Annotated in this window: 14 protein-coding genes and 1 pseudogene; 9 read left to right on the top strand and 6 right to left on the bottom strand. The window is 61.1% G+C overall.

What is annotated here, in order from left to right:
* On the top strand, positions 1-1224 hold the full coding sequence (locus G3A56_RS18070; protein WP_003500773.1) for an amidohydrolase/deacetylase family metallohydrolase: 1224 nt from the start codon (positions 1-3) through the stop codon (positions 1222-1224).
* A gap of 88 nt (positions 1225-1312) precedes the next feature.
* Positions 1313-1806: pseudogene (locus G3A56_RS18065) on the top strand (RidA family protein).
* A gap of 6 nt (positions 1807-1812) precedes the next feature.
* Here G3A56_RS18065 and G3A56_RS18060 read toward each other — a convergent pair.
* Positions 1813-2649, bottom strand: a complete 837-nt coding sequence (locus tag G3A56_RS18060; protein ID WP_164056764.1) for an IclR family transcriptional regulator — start codon at positions 2647-2649, stop codon at positions 1813-1815.
* Positions 2650-2738: 89 nt separating this feature from the next.
* Here G3A56_RS18060 and G3A56_RS18055 point away from each other — a divergent pair, with 89 nt between their 5' ends.
* Positions 2739-3935 carry an aminotransferase class V-fold PLP-dependent enzyme gene (locus G3A56_RS18055; protein WP_035243611.1) on the top strand — a complete coding sequence of 399 codons (1197 nt, stop codon included), beginning with the start codon at positions 2739-2741 and terminating at the stop codon, positions 3933-3935.
* A 102-nt stretch (positions 3936-4037) separates the two neighbouring features.
* Complete coding sequence (locus G3A56_RS18050) at positions 4038-5873, top strand: ABC transporter ATP-binding protein (protein WP_082185779.1); 1836 nt, start codon at positions 4038-4040, stop codon at positions 5871-5873.
* 6 nt (positions 5874-5879) lie between these two features.
* Here G3A56_RS18050 and G3A56_RS18045 read toward each other — a convergent pair whose 3' ends face one another.
* Positions 5880-6509, bottom strand: a complete 630-nt coding sequence (locus G3A56_RS18045) for a glutathione S-transferase family protein (protein WP_082185780.1) — start codon at positions 6507-6509, stop codon at positions 5880-5882.
* Between the two features lies 1 nt (position 6510).
* Entirely contained in the window at positions 6511-6876 is a 366-nt protein-coding gene (locus tag G3A56_RS18040) for an ArsR/SmtB family transcription factor (RefSeq protein ID WP_082185781.1), read from the bottom strand.
* Positions 6877-7087: 211 nt separating this feature from the next.
* On the opposite strand from G3A56_RS18040, the gene G3A56_RS18035 reads away from it, so the two are divergent.
* Genes G3A56_RS18035 through G3A56_RS18020 form a run of 4 tightly spaced genes read left to right on the top strand, consistent with a single transcriptional unit; the run spans position 7088 to position 11942 of the window.
* A complete protein-coding gene (locus G3A56_RS18035) occupies positions 7088-7939 on the top strand; it encodes an ABC transporter substrate-binding protein (protein WP_082185782.1) in 852 nt (283 codons plus the stop codon).
* Positions 7936-9063, top strand: a complete 1128-nt coding sequence (locus G3A56_RS18030) for an LLM class flavin-dependent oxidoreductase (RefSeq protein WP_082185783.1) — start codon at positions 7936-7938, stop codon at positions 9061-9063. Before G3A56_RS18035 ends, G3A56_RS18030 begins: the two co-directional genes overlap by 4 nt.
* A gap of 31 nt (positions 9064-9094) precedes the next feature.
* The gene (locus G3A56_RS18025; RefSeq protein ID WP_082185784.1) at positions 9095-10927 is read left to right on the top strand and encodes a TRAP transporter large permease; all 1833 of its coding nucleotides are present in this window, start codon (positions 9095-9097) and stop codon (positions 10925-10927) included.
* 16 nt (positions 10928-10943) lie between these two features.
* Positions 10944-11942, top strand: coding sequence for a TRAP transporter substrate-binding protein (locus tag G3A56_RS18020; RefSeq protein ID WP_082185785.1), 999 nt, complete (start codon positions 10944-10946; stop codon positions 11940-11942).
* Between the two features lie 76 nt (positions 11943-12018).
* On the opposite strand, the gene aztD is transcribed toward G3A56_RS18020, so the two are convergent.
* Together aztD and G3A56_RS18010 are read right to left on the bottom strand one after the other, a co-directional pair.
* Positions 12019-13269 carry a zinc metallochaperone AztD gene (gene aztD, locus G3A56_RS18015; RefSeq protein WP_082185786.1) on the bottom strand — a complete coding sequence of 417 codons (1251 nt, stop codon included), beginning with the start codon at positions 13267-13269 and terminating at the stop codon, positions 12019-12021.
* A gap of 350 nt (positions 13270-13619) precedes the next feature.
* Positions 13620-15131, bottom strand: coding sequence for an aldehyde dehydrogenase (NADP(+)) (locus G3A56_RS18010; RefSeq protein ID WP_082185787.1), 1512 nt, complete (start codon positions 15129-15131; stop codon positions 13620-13622).
* A gap of 245 nt (positions 15132-15376) precedes the next feature.
* On the opposite strand from G3A56_RS18010, the gene G3A56_RS18005 reads away from it, so the two are divergent.
* Positions 15377-15730, top strand: coding sequence for an antibiotic resistance protein VanZ (locus tag G3A56_RS18005; RefSeq protein ID WP_164056763.1), 354 nt, complete (start codon positions 15377-15379; stop codon positions 15728-15730).
* A 28-nt stretch (positions 15731-15758) separates the two neighbouring features.
* Here G3A56_RS18005 and uxuA read toward each other — a convergent pair whose 3' ends face one another.
* Entirely contained in the window at positions 15759-16967 is a 1209-nt protein-coding gene (uxuA, locus tag G3A56_RS18000) for a mannonate dehydratase (RefSeq protein ID WP_082185789.1), read from the bottom strand.
* Positions 16968-16970: the final 3 nt, after the last annotated feature.

Below are 16970 nucleotides of genomic sequence, written 5' to 3'. Positions count from 1 at the left end.
ATGACGTCCGGTGAACAGGCGAAAGCGCCTCTTCAAGCTCCCATTCTTCTCTCCAATGTGAAACCCGTCGGCTTCGGAAAGGGCGCGCCACAGGCCTCGACCGATATTCTGATCGGCGGCGATGGCAAGATCGCGGCGGTCGGGCCTGCCCTTCAGGCGCCGGCGGATGCGCAGCGCATCGATGCGAAGGGCGCATTCATCTCGCCCGGCTGGGTGGATCTGCACGTGCATATCTGGCATGGCGGCACCGATATCTCCATCCGTCCCTCCGAATGCGGGGCCGAGCGCGGCGTGACGACGCTGGTGGATGCCGGTTCGGCAGGCGAGGCGAATTTCCACGGTTTCCGCGAATATATCATCGAGCCCTCGAAGGAACGCATCAAGGCCTTCCTCAATCTCGGCTCCATCGGGCTCGTCGCCTGCAACCGCGTGCCGGAACTGCGCGACATCAAGGATATCGATCTCGATCGTATCATCGAATGTTACGCCGAAAACAGCGAGCATATCGTCGGCCTCAAGGTGCGGGCGAGCCACGTCATCACCGGTTCCTGGGGTGTTACGCCGGTCAAGCTCGGCAAGAAGATCGCCAAGATCCTGAAAGTGCCGATGATGGTGCATGTGGGCGAACCGCCAGCACTTTACGACGAGGTGCTGGAAATTCTCGGCCCCGGCGATGTCGTGACCCACTGCTTCAACGGCAAGTCCGGCTCCAGCATCATGGAAGACGAGGACCTGTTCAATCTCGCGGAACGCTGCGCCGGTGAAGGCATCCGGCTGGATATCGGTCACGGTGGCGCATCCTTCTCCTTCAAGGTGGCGGAATCGGCGATTGCGCGTGGCCTTTTGCCCTTCTCGATCTCCACGGATTTGCACGGCCATTCGATGAATTTCCCGGTGTGGGATCTGGCGACGACCATGTCGAAGCTACTTTCGGTGGATATGCCTTTCGAAAATGTGGTCGAGGCCGTCACCCGCAATCCCGCCTCCATCATCCGCCTGGACATGGAAAACCGCCTCGATGTCGGTCAGCGCGCCGATTTCACGGTTTTCGATCTTGTCGATGCCGATCTGGAAGCGACCGATTCCAATGGCGACGTTTCGCGTCTGAAGCGGCTGTTCGAGCCGCGTTACGCGGTCATAGGTGCAGAGGCCATTGCTGCGAGCCGTTATGTGCCAAGAGCGCGCAAGCTCGTGCGTCACAGCCATGGTTATTCCTGGCGCTGAACCAGATTGGAGGCGCGGAGGGGCAGTCAGCCCCTCCGCCTTCCGCAGAGATTATGGGATACCCGTCCCGGCATTATGAGGAATTCGCGTGAAACAGTCTTCGCTTGAGGCAGAGGGGCGTCATTCGCCCTACGACCGGCTTGCCGCGCTCGGCATCTCGCTGCCGCCACCGCCGCCGCCGATCGCCAATTTCGTCACGCATGTGGTGGAAGGCAATATGCTTTATCTTTCGGGACAAGGCCCGAGGGAGGAGAACGGACACCTCTACGCCGGCAAGGTAGGTGCCGAGATCGGGCTGGATGAGGCGTACCAGCATGCGCGACTCACCGGCATCAATCTTCTTGCCGTCATGCATGAGGCGCTGGGGACCTGTCGCGGGTGAAGAAGGTGGTCAAGCTGCTCGGCATGGTCAATGCCGTCAGCGATTTCCGCGATCATCCGAGCGTCATCAATGGCTGCTCCGATCTCTTCATCGATGTGTTCGGCGATGCGGGACAGCACGCCCGCTCCGCCGTTGGTTTCGGCTCGCTGCCGGGCAACATCACCGTTGAGATTGAAGCGATCATCGCGCTGAGGGATTGAGGCCGTTCAATGGTTGCGCCAGCCCATCAGCTTCTCGATCCTTTCGGCCGAAACCCTGACCTGTTCGGTGTAGTGGTTCTCGTCCGCCAGCACCTTCTGTTCCGGCAGCACGATGGAAATCGTCGCCACGCATTCGCCCCTGTTGTCGCAAATCGGCGAGGCGATGCAGGCGACAGCGTAGTCGGACTCGGCGACCTGTATCGACAGCCGGTCGTGGAAGGCAGCGCCCGCCGATTGCGACAGGGTCTCCGGGTTGATTTCCGCGCGGCCCGTGGGCGAGGTGCGGGCGCAGCGTTTGAACAGTTCCACGCGTTCCGCCTCCGGCAGATGCCCGACGAGCAGCCGGCCCGACGCCGTCCAGTTCAGGGGAACGCGGGTGCCGACGCGCGAGGCAACCTGAAAATGGCTGGGACCATCGGCCATGGCCAGCACCAGCATATGGTCGCCATCGCGACCGCAAAGCTGGACGGTCTCGCCCGCATGGCGGCAGAGATCATGCATTTCGTGGGTCGCGACACCCATGAAATCCAGCGAGCGGGCATAGGCAAGGCCGTAGTGATAAAGCCGCGCGCCGAGCCAGATGTTGCCATCGGCATTGCGCGCCAGCATGTTCTTTTCGACAAGATCGTCAACGATCACATAGACGGTGGAAAGCGGCGCCTTGATTGCCTTGGCAATAGCGTAAGCGCCGGCTGGCGATCCGGTTTCGTAAAGGTAATCAATCACCTGAAGCGCACGGTCGATACCGCTGACGCGCGAGCGCTTGGCCCCTTTCGCGTCCGGGTTTTCCTCGGTCGGGGACAGGGCGGGTGAAGACAATTCGTCCAGTCTATGGGCGTCCAATTTCCGGCTCCTCATGAGTTTTGAGAAGCTATTACATTATTATGGCATATATGTCGATGCCCATCGCATCGCAAAGACAGGAGAAAGACATGACCGAGGATATCAGAAGCAGGATCGGCCTTCGCCCGGTTATCAACGTCTCGGGCACCATGACGTCGCTTGGCGCTTCCATTGTCGTTCCTGAGGCAGTTGAGGCCATGGCGGCGATCCTGCCGCAATTCGTCGAGATTAACGATCTGCAGCGGAAGGCAAGCGCGATCATCGCAAGGCTGACGGGCGGCGAGGCCGGTTTCGTGACAGCATCCTGCTCTTCCGGCATCAGCCTTGCGGTTGCGGGGGCCATTACCGGTAACAATCTCCTGGCCATCGAAAAGCTGCCTGATACCGCGCCGGAAAAGAACGAGGTGCTGGTGCAGATGGGGCATGTGGTGAGCTACGGCGCGCCGGTGGATCAGGCAATCCGGCTCGCCGGCGGCAAGGTGGTCCTGGTCGGGCAGGCGACGTCCACTCATCGTTTTCACATGGAAAACGCCATCACCGACAAGACGGCGGCGGCGGTTTATGTCATCTCGCACCATGTTGTTGATTACGGCCTGCTGCATCTTTCCGAATTTGTCGAGATTGCCCACGCCAAGGGCGTGCCGGTTATCGTTGATGCGGCTTCCGAATATGATCTGGAGCTGTTTCTGGCCACGGGTGCGGATGTCGTGCTCTATTCCGGCCACAAGTTCCTCGGCGGTCCCACCTCCGGCATCGTGGCCGGCAAAAAGGAACTGGTGCGCAACGCCTTCCTGCAGAATATGGGAATCGGCCGCGGCATGAAGGTCGGCAAGGAAAGCATCTATGGCGTCATGGCGGCACTGGAAGCCTGGGAAAAGCGCGACCATGCCGGCATCCGTGAGCGTGAGACCGGCTATCTCAATCTCTGGAAGGATACGCTGGATGGCCGCCCCGGCGTGACGGCGCTGATCGAGCCGGATCCGACCAATAACCCGCTCGACAGGCTGCGCGTTATCATCAATGCCGAGGAAGCGCACATCACCGCCTGGGACCTGACGACGGCACTAGCGAGAGGCAACCCGCCGATCATTACTCGCGACCATGAGGTGGAGCATCGCTATTTCTATCTCGACCCCTGCAACCTTCATCCCGGACAGGAAACCATCGTGGCGTCGCGTCTGGCGGAGGAACTGGACAAGGCGCGCGCCTCCAACGAGGTGATTGCAACTCCGTTCGACGACCGCAGCCGCCACCGTTTCGATGGCATGCTGCGCTGGCCGGATTAAGGGAAGCGAGGGGGCCACTTGTTTCCTCTCCCCTCGGGGAGAAGAAACTCGCGGCAACTGCCCGCCCAAGCATTGCAACCAGAATAATAGAAGGGACCGATCATGACCATGCCGCAGGCAGCACCGATTGGTGCGGAAGACGCCGTGCTTTCCGTCCGCAATCTCACCACGTCCTTTCACGTGGATGGCGGCTGGAAACCCGTGGTGCGTGATATTTCCTTCGATGTCGGGCCGGGCGAGACGGTCGCGATCGTCGGTGAAAGTGGCTCGGGCAAAAGCGTCACGTCGCTCTCGATCATGCGGCTACTGGATCGGGAAAGCAGCAGGGTTCAGGGCGAAATCCTGCTTGGTGGGCGCAACCTGCTGTCCCTTTCCGAAGATGCCATGCGGCAGGTGCGGGGCAACGAGGTCGCGATGATCTTTCAGGAGCCGATGACCAGCCTCAATCCGCTATTCACCATCGGTGACCAGATTTCCGAAGCCTTGCTGTGTCACCAGCCGATGTCCAGGGCGGATGCGCGGGCTGAGACGATCCGCCTTCTCGAAAAAGTCCGTATTCCTTCGGCCTCATCGCGTTTCGATGAATATCCGCATCGCTTTTCCGGCGGCATGCGCCAGCGCGTGATGATCGCCATGGCGCTCGCGTCCCGGCCGAAGCTGCTGATTGCCGACGAGCCGACGACGGCGCTCGACGTGACCATTCAGGGCCAGATACTGGACCTCATCAAGACGCTTCAGGAAGAGGAAGGCACGTCGGTTCTGTTCATCACCCATGATATGGGCGTGGTGGCTGAGATCGCCGACCGCACCGTCGTCATGTATCGCGGCGAGCAGGTGGAAGTCGGCGCGACGGCCGATATTTTCCATCGCGGCAAACATCCCTATACCCGGGCGCTTTTGTCCGCCGTTCCGGTTCTGGGCTCCATGACAGGTGAGGAAAGACCGCTCCGGTTTCCCATCGTCAGCACCACCACGGGGGAAACGCAGCAGCCGGCGCGCCCGGGCGATACCGTCGATGCGAGTGCCCAGCCAGTGCTGAAGGTGGAAGGGCTGACCAAGCGCTTCGACATTCACTCCGGCCTTTTGGGACGGCTCAGCGGCCGCGTGCATGCGGTGGAGAATGTGTCCTTTGATCTGCGAGCCGGCGAAACATTGTCCTTGGTCGGCGAAAGCGGTTGCGGTAAATCGACAACGGGACGTGCGATCATGCGGCTGATCGAGCCGGATGCCGGTTCGGTGGTGGTCAATGGCGAGAATATTCTCGCTCTCGACAAATCAGGCATGCGCGAGATGCGCAAGACGGTGCAGATGATCTTTCAGGATCCTTTCGCCTCGCTCAATCCACGCATGACGGTGGGTGCGGCGATTGCCGAACCATTTCTGGAGCACCGCATGGGAAGCGCCCGCGAGGCGAAGGATGTCGTGGCTGACATGCTCAAAAAGGTCGGTCTCTCGCCCGATATGGCGGCGCGTTACCCCCACGAATTCTCGGGCGGCCAGCGCCAGCGCATCTGCATCGCCCGCGCGCTTGCACTGCAGCCGAAGGTGATTGTCGCCGATGAGAGCGTTTCGGCGCTGGATGTTTCGATCAAGGCGCAGGTCATCAACCTGATGCTGGATTTGCAGCAGAGCCTCGATCTCGCCTTCCTGTTCATCAGCCATGACATGGCGGTGGTGGAACGCGTCAGCCACCGGGTGGCGGTGATGTATCTCGGCGAAATCGTCGAGATCGGCCCGCGCGCGGCGGTCTTCGACAATCCGCAGCATGATTACACCCGCAAGCTGATGGCCGCCGTGCCGGTGCCGGATCCGGACCGCAGAAACACCCGGCGAAATGCCGCGAATGACGAGCTGAAAAGCCCGATCCGAGCGGTCGACTACGTGGTGAAGCCGCGTGAATACCGCGAGGTCTCGCCCGGCCACCTTGTCGCCTGTTAAAGCAGGTTAAAGACCCGGTACGTCGGACGTCGCGAAAGGCACACGGTAGCCGCGCTGGAAAGTTTCGCGCTGTCCGAGCTGGCGATACCATTGCTGTACCGCCGGAAAATCGTTGAGGTCGATTTTGTGGCGCGCGAAACGCGAGACCCATGGCCAGATGGCGATATCGGCTATGGAGAAATCTCCGGCGATGAATTCCCGGCCTGTCAGCCGGTCGTTCAATGTCTTGTATAGCCGCTCCACATCCGTCGTGAAACGCGTCTCCGCAAAGGGTGCCTGTCCGGCATTATAGGTCAGGAAATAATGGGCATAACCGAGTGTCGGGCCAAAATTGGCGCCCTGCCACATCAGCCATTCGGTGACGGTCAGCCGCGCAGCCTTGGAGGCAGGCAGAAGCCGCCCGACTTTTTCGGCGAGGTAGATCAGGATCGCATTCGATTCCGTCAGGATGGTGCCGTTATCGCGATCGGCGATCGCCGGGATTTTCGAGCCGGGATTGATGCGGGTATAGTCGGCTGAGAATTGCTCGCCTTTTTCGATGTCGATGGCGTGGCTGACATAGGGCAGGCCGAGTTCTTCCAGCGCAATCGAGATTTTCAGGCCGTTGGGGGTGATCCAGGTATAGAGGTCGATCATGCTAATCGAACATCGCCTCATCCAGCGGCAAAGCCCGCCTGCCTTTCTTGCCGGTCACGTCGGAAAGATCAGCATAAAGACCGCGCAATGTCAAAACCAGCTGGACGATGCGCGGATCGGTGACGCGATAGATGACCTGTTTGCCTTCCCGCGAGCCTTCGATCACGCCGGCGTCGCGTAATTCGGCTAGCTGCTGGGAAAGGGTCGGCTGCTGGATGCCGAGCTCATATTCCAGTGCTGAAACGGAGGCTTCCGTTTCCATGAGATAACAGACGATGGCCAGGCGATTGGCGTTGGCGACAAGCTTCAAAAGCTCGCTCGCTTCCACCACGCTGCGGCAGATGAGATTGGAAACCGGTTTCGTCACGATTACAGGCCCATTTTTCAAACTATAAAAAAGTAAATTGTATTGTGATAAATTTCAATGGCTTGATTAAGATTCGTTTGGCCGGATCAAGCATTTTTCAAAATCTACAGGATTAGTAGATTTCTCTTTCGCTTTCCGGACAAGGATCGCCAAAACGTTCCTCGAAAACATTCTATAAAAAAGTAGATTGATTGCGAAATGAGGTGTCGACATGAAAATCGGGGTCCATCCCAACAATCTGCATTTGCGGCTCGCCCGGCTCTGGCCCGGCGCGTTTGATAAATTCGATCCGGAGTTCGTGCCCTATCGCGAAGGGCGCGATACGGCGGCGCTTCTGGAAAAGGGCGACATCCATTTCGGCGGCACGGGTTCGACGCCGCCCATTGAGGCGGATGCGCGCGGGCTTTCCGCAGCCTATATCGCGGCCTCTGCGCCGAGGCCAGCAAACGGCGCGATCCTCGTGCGGCGGGATAGCCCGATCCGTTCCGCCGCCGATCTCTCGGGAAAGCGCATATCGCTGATCGACGGATCGTTTCACACCTATCTTCTGGCGCGCAGTCTGGAAGGGGCCGGGCTTGGTTTAGCGGACGTGACACGCATCGAAAGCGGCGACAGCGATAGCCTTCGCGACCTCGTGGAAGGCCGCGTCGATGCCTGGGTGACGATGTCGCCACGGCTCGAAAAAGCCCTGACCCATGAAGAGATCAGTCTTCTGGTCCGTTGCGGCTCCACCATTCCCAACCGCTCGCTGTTCTGGACGCTTGCGCGTCACACTGTGGCGCTGGAGAGGCGCGAGGCGATTGCCGCCGAACTGGACCGCGTTGGCCGGGCCGTCATGGCGGATATAGACAGGGCCGCAGCCCTTCTTGCCGCCGAGCCGGGAAGCGAAGGCGACGCGCAGTCATGGGCAAAGGTGCTGCGCTCGCGCGATCTTTCGGTGGTGCCCGCTGCCGAAAATATCCTTGCCGAACAGCAGGAGGAGGCCGATACGCTTTACAGGCACGGTCATTTCTCTTTACCGGTTCTGACGGGGCAATCAGCCAGCGCGGGAGGCGACAGATGAATGTTTTCTGGTACATGTGCGCGCCCGATGGCGCTTATCCCTGGCAACCGGAAGGTTCCCGCAAGGTCGATCTCGGTTATTACAAGCAGCTGGCGCTCGCTTACGACCAGCTTGGTTACACCGGCGCATTGTTTGCCACCGGCGCGCATGACGTCTGGGTTCTGGCGGGCGCGCTGCTTTCCTATACCGAGCGGCTGAAGTTTCTGGTCGCCATTCATCCCGGCCTTGTCGCGCCAACGCTGCTCGCCAAAATGGCGGCGACGCTTCAGGAGTTTTCGCGCGGACGTCTGCTGATCAATGTCGTCTCGGGCGATGCCAAGATGCTCGGCGCTTACGGCATGACCATGCCGCATGACGAGCGTTACGATATGGCGGATGAATATCTGCAGATCTGGCACCACCTTTTTGCCGGTGAAACGGTCGATTTCAAGGGGCGGCATTTCCAGACGGAAGGCGCAAAGCTGGCGTTGCCGGTGGGGCAGGGCATCGAGCCTCCGCCATTGTGGTTTGGCGGCTCCTCGGACAAGGCCATCGACGTCGCGGCCAAACATGTCGAGACCTATCTTTCCTGGGGTGAAACGCCGGACCAGATCGGCGCAAAGGTCGATCTCGTCAAGGCGCGGGCGGAAAAGCTCGGCCGCGAGCTGGAATACGGCATTCGCCTTTATGTTATTGTCCGCGATACGGACGAAGAGGCCTGGGCCGCCGCCGCCGATCTTTACGGGCGCATGGATGAGCGTGCCATTGCCGCCAATCAGCGTTTCGTCGGCAAGACGGATTCCGTCGGCCAGCAGCGCATGACGGCGATGCATGGCGGGCAGAAACCGGAGAACCTGCGCGATCTGGAAATCGCACCCAACCTCTGGGCCGGCATCGGCCTTGTGCGGCCGGGGCCGGGAACCGCGATTGTCGGTTCGCCGGATACTGTCATCCGCACGCTGGAGGCCTATAAGAAGGTGGGCGTGAATACCTTCATCCTTTCCGGCATGCCATTGCTGGAAGAGGCTTTCCGCTTCGGGGAAAAGGTTCTGCCGCGTCTTGATGTATCGCGGGAAGTCTCGTCGGCCAAACAATTCACCTGGTCGACCTTGTTCGATCGCGACCTCTCTGCAAAGGCATCGTGAGCATGGCCTTCCGGGAGTGGAGAAAAAAGACATGACGGCAAGTCCGGCAACAACAATTGCACAACGGCGCATCGGCCCGCAGCGTGTGGCTGAGCGCGCGCTTGCCGTCCTGGACAAGGCGCTCGGCGCGGTCGCCGCCGCCATTCTTGCCACGCTTCTTGTGGTGGTGCTGGTCAATGTCACCCTGCGTTATCTGTTTCACACCGGCTTCATCGGCGCAGAAGACCTCGGCATCTGGCTGCATGTGGCGATGATCGCGGTCGGCGCGCCGCTCAGCCTCAAAAGCGCGCTTGCCATGCGGCTCGATGTTTTCGTGCGGTTTTTGCCTCAGCGATTTCATGCGGCAACCGAAGTTCTGGCCGATGCCTTCTCCTTCGTCGCGGCGCTTATCCTCGCCTTCGGCGGGGTTGAAATCGCTGCGATGCTGGGCGGCACCTCTCCGACGCTCGGCCTGCCGGAATGGGTGCGGTTCGGCTTTCTCGGCGCTGGCGGCGCGCTGATCCTTCTCTATCTCGCGCTTCAGCGTGTCAGTGAAGGCAAGACGCTTGCCGTTCTCGCGTCTCTCGCCATTGCACTTGTGGCCTATGTTGGCCTGCCGGAAGTTTTCGTTGATACGACACTGCCGCCAAGCCTGTTTCTGGCGCTCACGGCGGCGTTGGGGTTGGTGCTGGCGGCACCGCTCGCCCATGCCTTCCTCGCCGCAGCTTACGTGGCGATCGCTTTCGGCAGCACCTTGCCCGAGCCGGCCATCGTTTCCTCGACGGTAACCGGCATGTCGAAATTCCTGCTGCTCGCCATCCCCTTCTTCCTGCTGGCCGGAAGCCTGCTGACGGAATCGGGCGTTGCCAACCAGCTGGTTCGTTTCGCCGCCGCCATGGTCGGACACCGGCGGGCGGGTTTGGCGCAGACGACGTTGTTGACCAGCGTGCTGTTTTCCGGCGCATCCGGTTCCTCGGTCGCCAATGCCGCCTTCGGCGCCTCGACGTTCCAGCCGGAACTGGTCAAGCACGGCTATCCGCCGGCGCAGGCGGGTGCGATCATTGCCGCCACCTCGGTGCTCGACAACGTCATCCCGCCCTCCATTGCTTTCTTGATCCTTGCCACAGCCACTAATCTGTCGGTCGGCTCGCTGCTGGTGGGCGGCTTCTTTGCCGGCGGGCTGATGGCGGTCTGCCTTGCGGTGGCGATCCATTTGAGCGTGCGCAGCGTCGATACCCTGCCGCGCGCCACGGGAGTTGAACGCTGGCGCTCCGCCATCGCCGCCATACCCGCCTTCGGCCTCGGCGTCATCGTGGTGGTCGGCATCCGCATCGGTATTGTCACCACCACGGAAGCGGCCGCACTTGCAGCACTCTACACGCTGCTTCTCGGCTTCGGGTATCGGCTGGGCGCGCGTCGCATTTTTGCAACCTTCCGGCAATCGGCCGGCGAGGCAGCGGCCATCGGCCTTCTGATCGGCACGGCGGGTCCTTTCGCCTTCCTGCTGGCGGTGGACAACGTCTCCGGCCTCGTGACCGATTTTGTCACCCTGCTCGGTGGCAGCAAGATCGCGGTGCTTCTGCTGTCCAACCTGATCCTGCTCGTGGTCGGGCTGGTGCTGGATATTGGTGCTGCCATCCTGCTCTTCGGCCCGATCCTGCTGCCCGCCGCAGTGGCCGCCGGTATCGATCCGATCCATTTCGGCGTCATTCTCGTGGTCAATCTGATGATCCATGGCCTGACGCCACCGCTCGGCATGCTGATCTTCGTGGTCAGCGGCGTCACCCGCATTCCGGCGACAGCGCTTTTCCGGGCCGTCGTTCCCTATCTTGTCTCTCTTCTCGTTTCCCTCGCCATTCTGTGCGCCTGGGCCATTATCTTCTAAATCCGGGGTTTTATTCATGACTACTATCGATCGTCGCAATCTCCTGAAATTCTCTGCCATAGGTGCAGCGACGTTTGCCGCGCCCGCGTTCGTGCGCAGTGCAAATGCCAAAACCCGTAGCATTACGGTCGCTTCCCTGTTCGCCGACGACAAGCCGGAGACGAAAATCTGGGTGAAGATCAGCGAACTGGTGGAGGCAAAGCTGCCCGGCCGTTTCCGTTTCAACATCGTCAAGAGCGGTGCACTGGGCGGCGAAAAGGAAGTGGCGGAAAACATCCGGCTCGGATCGGTTCAGGCGAGCCTGTCCACCGTCTCCTCGCTTTCCGGCTGGGTGCCGGAGCTGCAAATCCTCGATCTGCCTTTCCTGTTTCGCGATGCAGACCATGTGCGCAAGGTGGTGACGGGCGAGACCGGCAACGACTTGAAGACGAAGCTCGGCGCGCAGCAATTCGTTGCCGCAGACTTTATCAATTACGGCGCGCGCCATCTCCTGACCAAGGAACCCGTGACCAGACCGGAGCAACTGGAAGGCAAGAAAATCCGCGTCATCCAGAGCCCGCTGCACACCAGGCTCTGGAGCGCCTTCGGCACCACGCCCGTCGGCATCCCGATCACCGAGACCTATAATGCGCTGGCGACCGGTGTCGCCGATGCCATGGATCTGACCAAGTCCGCCTATGCCGGGTTCAAGCTTTACGAGGTCGTGCCCTATATGACCGAGACCGGCCATATCTGGGCCTCGGGTGTCGTCTATTACGGTGCGACATTCTGGAACCAGCTGGATGACGAAGAAAAGAAGGTTTTGCTGGAAGCATCGAGCGAGGGCGCGCAATATTTCAACCAGCTGATCGTTGAAGACGAAGCAAAGTCCGTCGAACTTGCGATTTCCAAGGGCGGCAAGGTTCTGAAGCCGGAAGCCCTCGACGAATGGCGCAAGGGCGCGCAGGGCGTGTGGCAGGATTTCGCCGGCACGGTTGGCGGCATCGGGAAGATTGAGGCTGTGCAGTCCGCATAAAAACGCCGGGCCTGACCCTGTCGAAAAAAGACCCCGTGCGTCAGCCAGGCGCACGGGGTTCTTTTTTTACTTGCTATCAGTGCGAAGCGCCCGAGCCGCCGACGGCGACGATGGAGAAGGGCTGGCCTTCCACCGCAACCGTGCGGGTCTCCTTCAGGCTTTCAGCATCCACCACGCGGACAAGGGCGTGGCGCGGGTCGGAAATGGCCACCTGACCATCGGCAACCGCAAGGCGCGGACGCGGATCACGCCAATGGCCATCCTTGCTATAGGGTTCGGTCACCCTTGCCTTGCGGGTAATGGCGCCTTCCAGCACGTCCAGCACATGCAGGTCGCCGTCTTCCGTTAGAATATAGGCGTTGCGCGGATTGGCGGGATCGAGAATGAAGTCGACGCGCCGGGTCGGCAGCTCGATGAGGCGGAACGCATCCTTGCTGTCTGGATCGATGAGGACGACCTTGTCCTCGCCGTAATTGCCGAGGAAGAACTGCATGGATTTGCCGCCAAGCAGCGTGCCGGTATAGGCCTTCGGGAAATCCTCTGGATAAGCCAGCATCTCAAGCTTCGGGCCATCCGTGCCGCCGGGCCGGGCAACCAGAATGCCTTCCTTGCAGCCGAAGGCGGCGAGCCTTGCGGATGTCGCCTCGCCATGCAGATCGGTGCATGTCGCCTGCTCGCCGACCTGTTTGCCGTCCCTGTCGAGAACGCGCAGACCGATACGGGGCGGCAGCGTATCGGGTTTCGTTTCGATTTCGGTGTCGGGCACGGAAACGAGAACGTAACGACCCATCGTCACCGCCACGCCGTGATGCGGGGCTGTCGTATCGATGGTGCGAACCTTCGCCTTGCCATCCAGCAAGGCCGCCTCATCGATGATCTCCGCCTTGCCGCCATGGTCATAGAAAAGGATGGCATGGTCGTCATGCGGCACGACGTGGAAAGGACGCTTGCCCTCGAAGGTGACCGGCAACAGCGCCGCATCTTCCACGTCCAGATCGCGATGCTCACCGTGATCGGAGAAGACGATGCCGGACTTGATCACATGCACCATGTCGGCATCCGACTGGGTGGCGAAAACCGTCTTGCCCGACGCGCTGGCGGTCAGCGCCGCATATCCTTTCAGATCGTAGCGCCCGAGTTCCTTGCCGGTTTCGAAATCGATTGCGCGTACGACCGGCTCGCTGTGATCGGCGACGAATAGCCGCCATGCTGTTACGCCGTCCTTGCTTTCTTCCGCATGCGCCATGCCGGAGGCAAGGGACGTGGCTAGCGCCAGGCATGTGGCGAGCGCGCCCACGCCAAGTTGCCGGTGAAGGGAGAATCTCATGGTGTTCCTTCCAGACGTTGTCATCCTCATGCTGATAAGGGCCGGTATCGAGGCCTTTGAGGATGTTTGTAATGTTATTACGTTACAAGTTACGTATTAGCATTATACGCAGGGTTCATGTCAACCGACGTGGACGTCGAACTGCTGAAAATCTGGAAGTATGTATCGGTGACGCGCGGAAGAGCTGGGGCTTCCGTGTCAGGCCACAAACGCGACGTCATCCTCGGGCTTGACCCGAGGATCCATATCCTTCAACGGCGCGTGGATCCTCGCCTCAAGGGGCGAGGATGACGGAAGGGGAGGTTGCGACGCTGAAGGCAGGCGCGTTGCAGCGCCTGCCTTTGCAATGATTAGCGGATGTCTTCGGGCAGAACGTCCGAAGGAATGTTCTGGTAGGAAACCGGGCGCATGAAGCGGCGGATCGACATGGTGCCAACAGAGGTTGCGCCGAAGTTCGTCGACGCCGGGTAGGGGCCGCCGTGAACCATGGCTTCGGAAACTTCAACGCCGGTCGGGAAACCGTTGGCGAGAACGCGGCCGGCCTTGCGCTCCAGGATCGGCAGAAGCTTGCGGCCGAGTTCAGCATCGCCGGCATCCAGATGCAGGGTTGCCGTCAGCTGGCCTTCGAAGCTCTTTGCCACTTCGAGCATTTCTTCGGTGCTGTCGACCGTCACGATAAGGCCAAGCGGTCCGAAGACTTCTTCGGCAAGCGCGTGGTTGGCAACCCAGTCCTTGCCGGAAACCCGGTAAAGATAAGGCGTTGCATTGCGCAGGTTGCAGGTGGTGGTCAGCACGTCGCGCACGCCGTTGCCGGCGGCGATACGGTCACGGCCGTCACGATAGGCGGCGGCGATACCGTCCGTCAGCATGACCTGCGGGCCGACTTCGGAGAGGGCCGCACGGGCGGTTTCCGCAACCGCATCCGCCTGCGACGACAGAACGACGGCGATGCCGGGATTGGTGCAGAACTGGCCGGCGCCCATGGTGAGCGAGCCCGCCCAGCCCTTGGCGATGGCCTCGCCGCGGGCGGAAACGGCTTCCGGCAGCAGGAACATCGGGTTGACGGAGCCGAGCTCGCCGAAGAAGGGGATCGGCTCGGGGCGCTGGGCGCAGAGATCGAACAGCGCACGGCCGCCGGCAAGCGAGCCGGTGAAACCGACCGCCTTGATGCGCGGATGCTGCACGAGCGCGGAACCGACATCGCGGCGGCCGCCCTGGATCAGCGAGAAGACGCCGGGATGCAGGTTGTGCTTCTTGACGGCGGCGAGAACGGCTTCGGCAACGATTTCGCCGGTGCCGGGATGGGCGGAATGGCCCTTGACCACAACAGGGCAGCCGGCTGCGAGAGCGGCGGCCGTATCACCACCGGCCGTCGAAAAGGCGAGCGGGAAGTTGGAGGCGCCGAAAACCGCGACGGGGCCGATCGGGCGCTGCATCAGACGGATATCCGGGCGCGGCAGCGGCTGGCGGTCCGGCAGCGCTTCGTCATGGCGGCGGTCCAGATAGTCGCCCTTGCGGATATGCGATGCGAAAAGGCGAAGCTGGCCAACGGTGCGGCCGCGCTCGCCCTGCAGGCGTCCTGCGGGCAGGCCGGTCTCGGACGAGCCGATTTCGGTGATGGCGTCGGCGCGGGCTTCGATCTCATCGGCAATCGTATCGAGGAACGCGGCGCGTTCTTCGCGGGTGGTGTAGCCGTAGCTCCAGAAAGCCTCTTCGGCTGCTTCACAGGCCGCATTCACCAGATCAACGGTGCCGACCGAAAAATCGAAAGCCTCGCCATGTGCAGGTTCGCTGCGGAATTTTGCATCCGTTGCGACCCATTCTCCTGCAACCAGATGTTTGCCGTGCGGCTTGAAACTCATTGTGCTCTTCCCTGAAAATCTGATCCTGTGTGGAAAAATCCACCCGACACCGTGACACCGGACCGAAGGGCGACAACGTGAACGCCATCAGCCGCGATCCGCGCCCGGTTGCCTTCTGCCTTAGCCCGTGTGGGGCCGCAACGAAAGGCGGTTTCGCAACTATTTGACCGAAAAGTGTGATTAATCGGGCGATGCGTGAAAAAGACGAGCTTCCGTTTACGTGCGGGGCGCTCTATTGTGACGCCATGATGACAAATAGACTTCCGAAATATGTCGCCTGGTCGGTGTTTCTGCTGATCGTGATCGTTACAGTCTGCCCGATCGGCTTTCGGCCGCATACGCTGACGACGGTCGGCATCGACCGCGCCGCCGCCTTCGCCCTCTGTTCGGCGGCCTTCGTGCTGGCCTATCCACGTTACTGGCTTGCCGTCGTCGTCGCGGGTGTCGTGGCGGCTTTCGGTATCGAGGCGCTTCAATTTCTGTCGCCCACGCGCCATCCGCATATGACGGACGCAGTCGTGAAAGCCGCCGGCGCCATCGCCGGCGGGCTTGCCGCTTTTTCCTGGCTTCAGTTCAAGGCGCGATTGACCGCAAGCTGACAGGGCCGCGCGGTCGATATTCCCTTGCTCAGAGACCCCGGCTTGCGAGCCCGAAGCGGCCATGCGACAGCGTGCGTTCGATGCCGCGCAGTTCCGCCAGCCCCTTCAGTCGGCCGATGGCGGGATAACCCGGCTGTGCTCCGCGCGTCAGATCGTCGAGGATTTCCTGCCCGTGATCGGGACGCATCGGGATGGTGTGGTCTTCACGGCCTTCGGCGCGACGGCGGCTTTCCTCTGAGAGAAGTGCCGCGATGACGGCGACCATGTCGGTTCCGCCTTCCAAATGTTCGTCCTCGAAGAAAGAACACGGCACGGTGTCCGTGTCGCGTGTCACATTGCGCAGATGCACGAAATGGATGCGATCGGCAAAGCGGCTGGCGATGAAGGGCAGGTCGTTATCCGCCCGCGCACCGAGGGAGCCGGTGCACAGCGTCACACCATTGGCGCGGCTGTCCACCTGGGACAACATATGGGCGTAGTCGGCCTCCGTCGAGAGGATGCGCGGCAGGCCGAGCAGGGGCCATGGCGGATCATCGCCATGGGCGCAGATGTTGATACCCACCTCCTCGGCAACCGGCGTCACCTCCGAGAGAAAGTCGATCAGGTTCTGTTGCAGCCTGTCGCGGTTGATGCCGTGATAGGAGCGCAGTTTTTCGAGAAGCTGGGCAAGCGTGTAACCATCCGCCGAGCCGGGCAGGCCTGCGCCGATATTACGCCCGAGCGCGGCGATCTTCGTGTCTGGCATCTCGGCGAAACGTTTCGTCGCTTCCTCCACCAGCCAGTCCGGATAATCCGCCTTCGCCTCCGGGCGCTTCAGGATATGAATGTCGAAGGCGGCGAAGTCGGGAAGATCGAAGCGCATCGCCTTTGCGCCGTGTCTGGTTTCCCAGCGAAGATCGGTGCGGGTCCAGTCCAGCACCGGCATGAAGTTGTAGCAGACGGTGCGGATGCCGGAGGCGGAGAGGCGGCGCAGCGTTTCCTGCCAGTTGTCGATGTGATTTTTCCAGTCGCCCGTCTGGGTCTTGATGTCTTCGGAGACCGGCACGCTTTCCACCACGTCCCAATAAAGCCCGCCGGCCCTGATCGCCTCATGCCGTTTGGCGATCTCGTCCACCGGCCAGACATCACCTGTGGCGATGTGGTGCAGCGCACTGACGATGCCTTCCGCGCCTGCCTGAGCCGCATCCTGAACCGTGACCTTGTCGACCGGGCCGAACCAGCGCCATGTATGTCTCATCTT

The organism is Rhizobium oryzihabitans, assembly GCF_010669145.1.
Taxonomy (GTDB): Bacteria; Pseudomonadota; Alphaproteobacteria; order Rhizobiales; family Rhizobiaceae; genus Agrobacterium; species Agrobacterium oryzihabitans.
The sequence above is the reverse complement of the archived record's forward strand: the minus strand, read 5'-3'. Positions and strand labels throughout refer to the sequence as shown.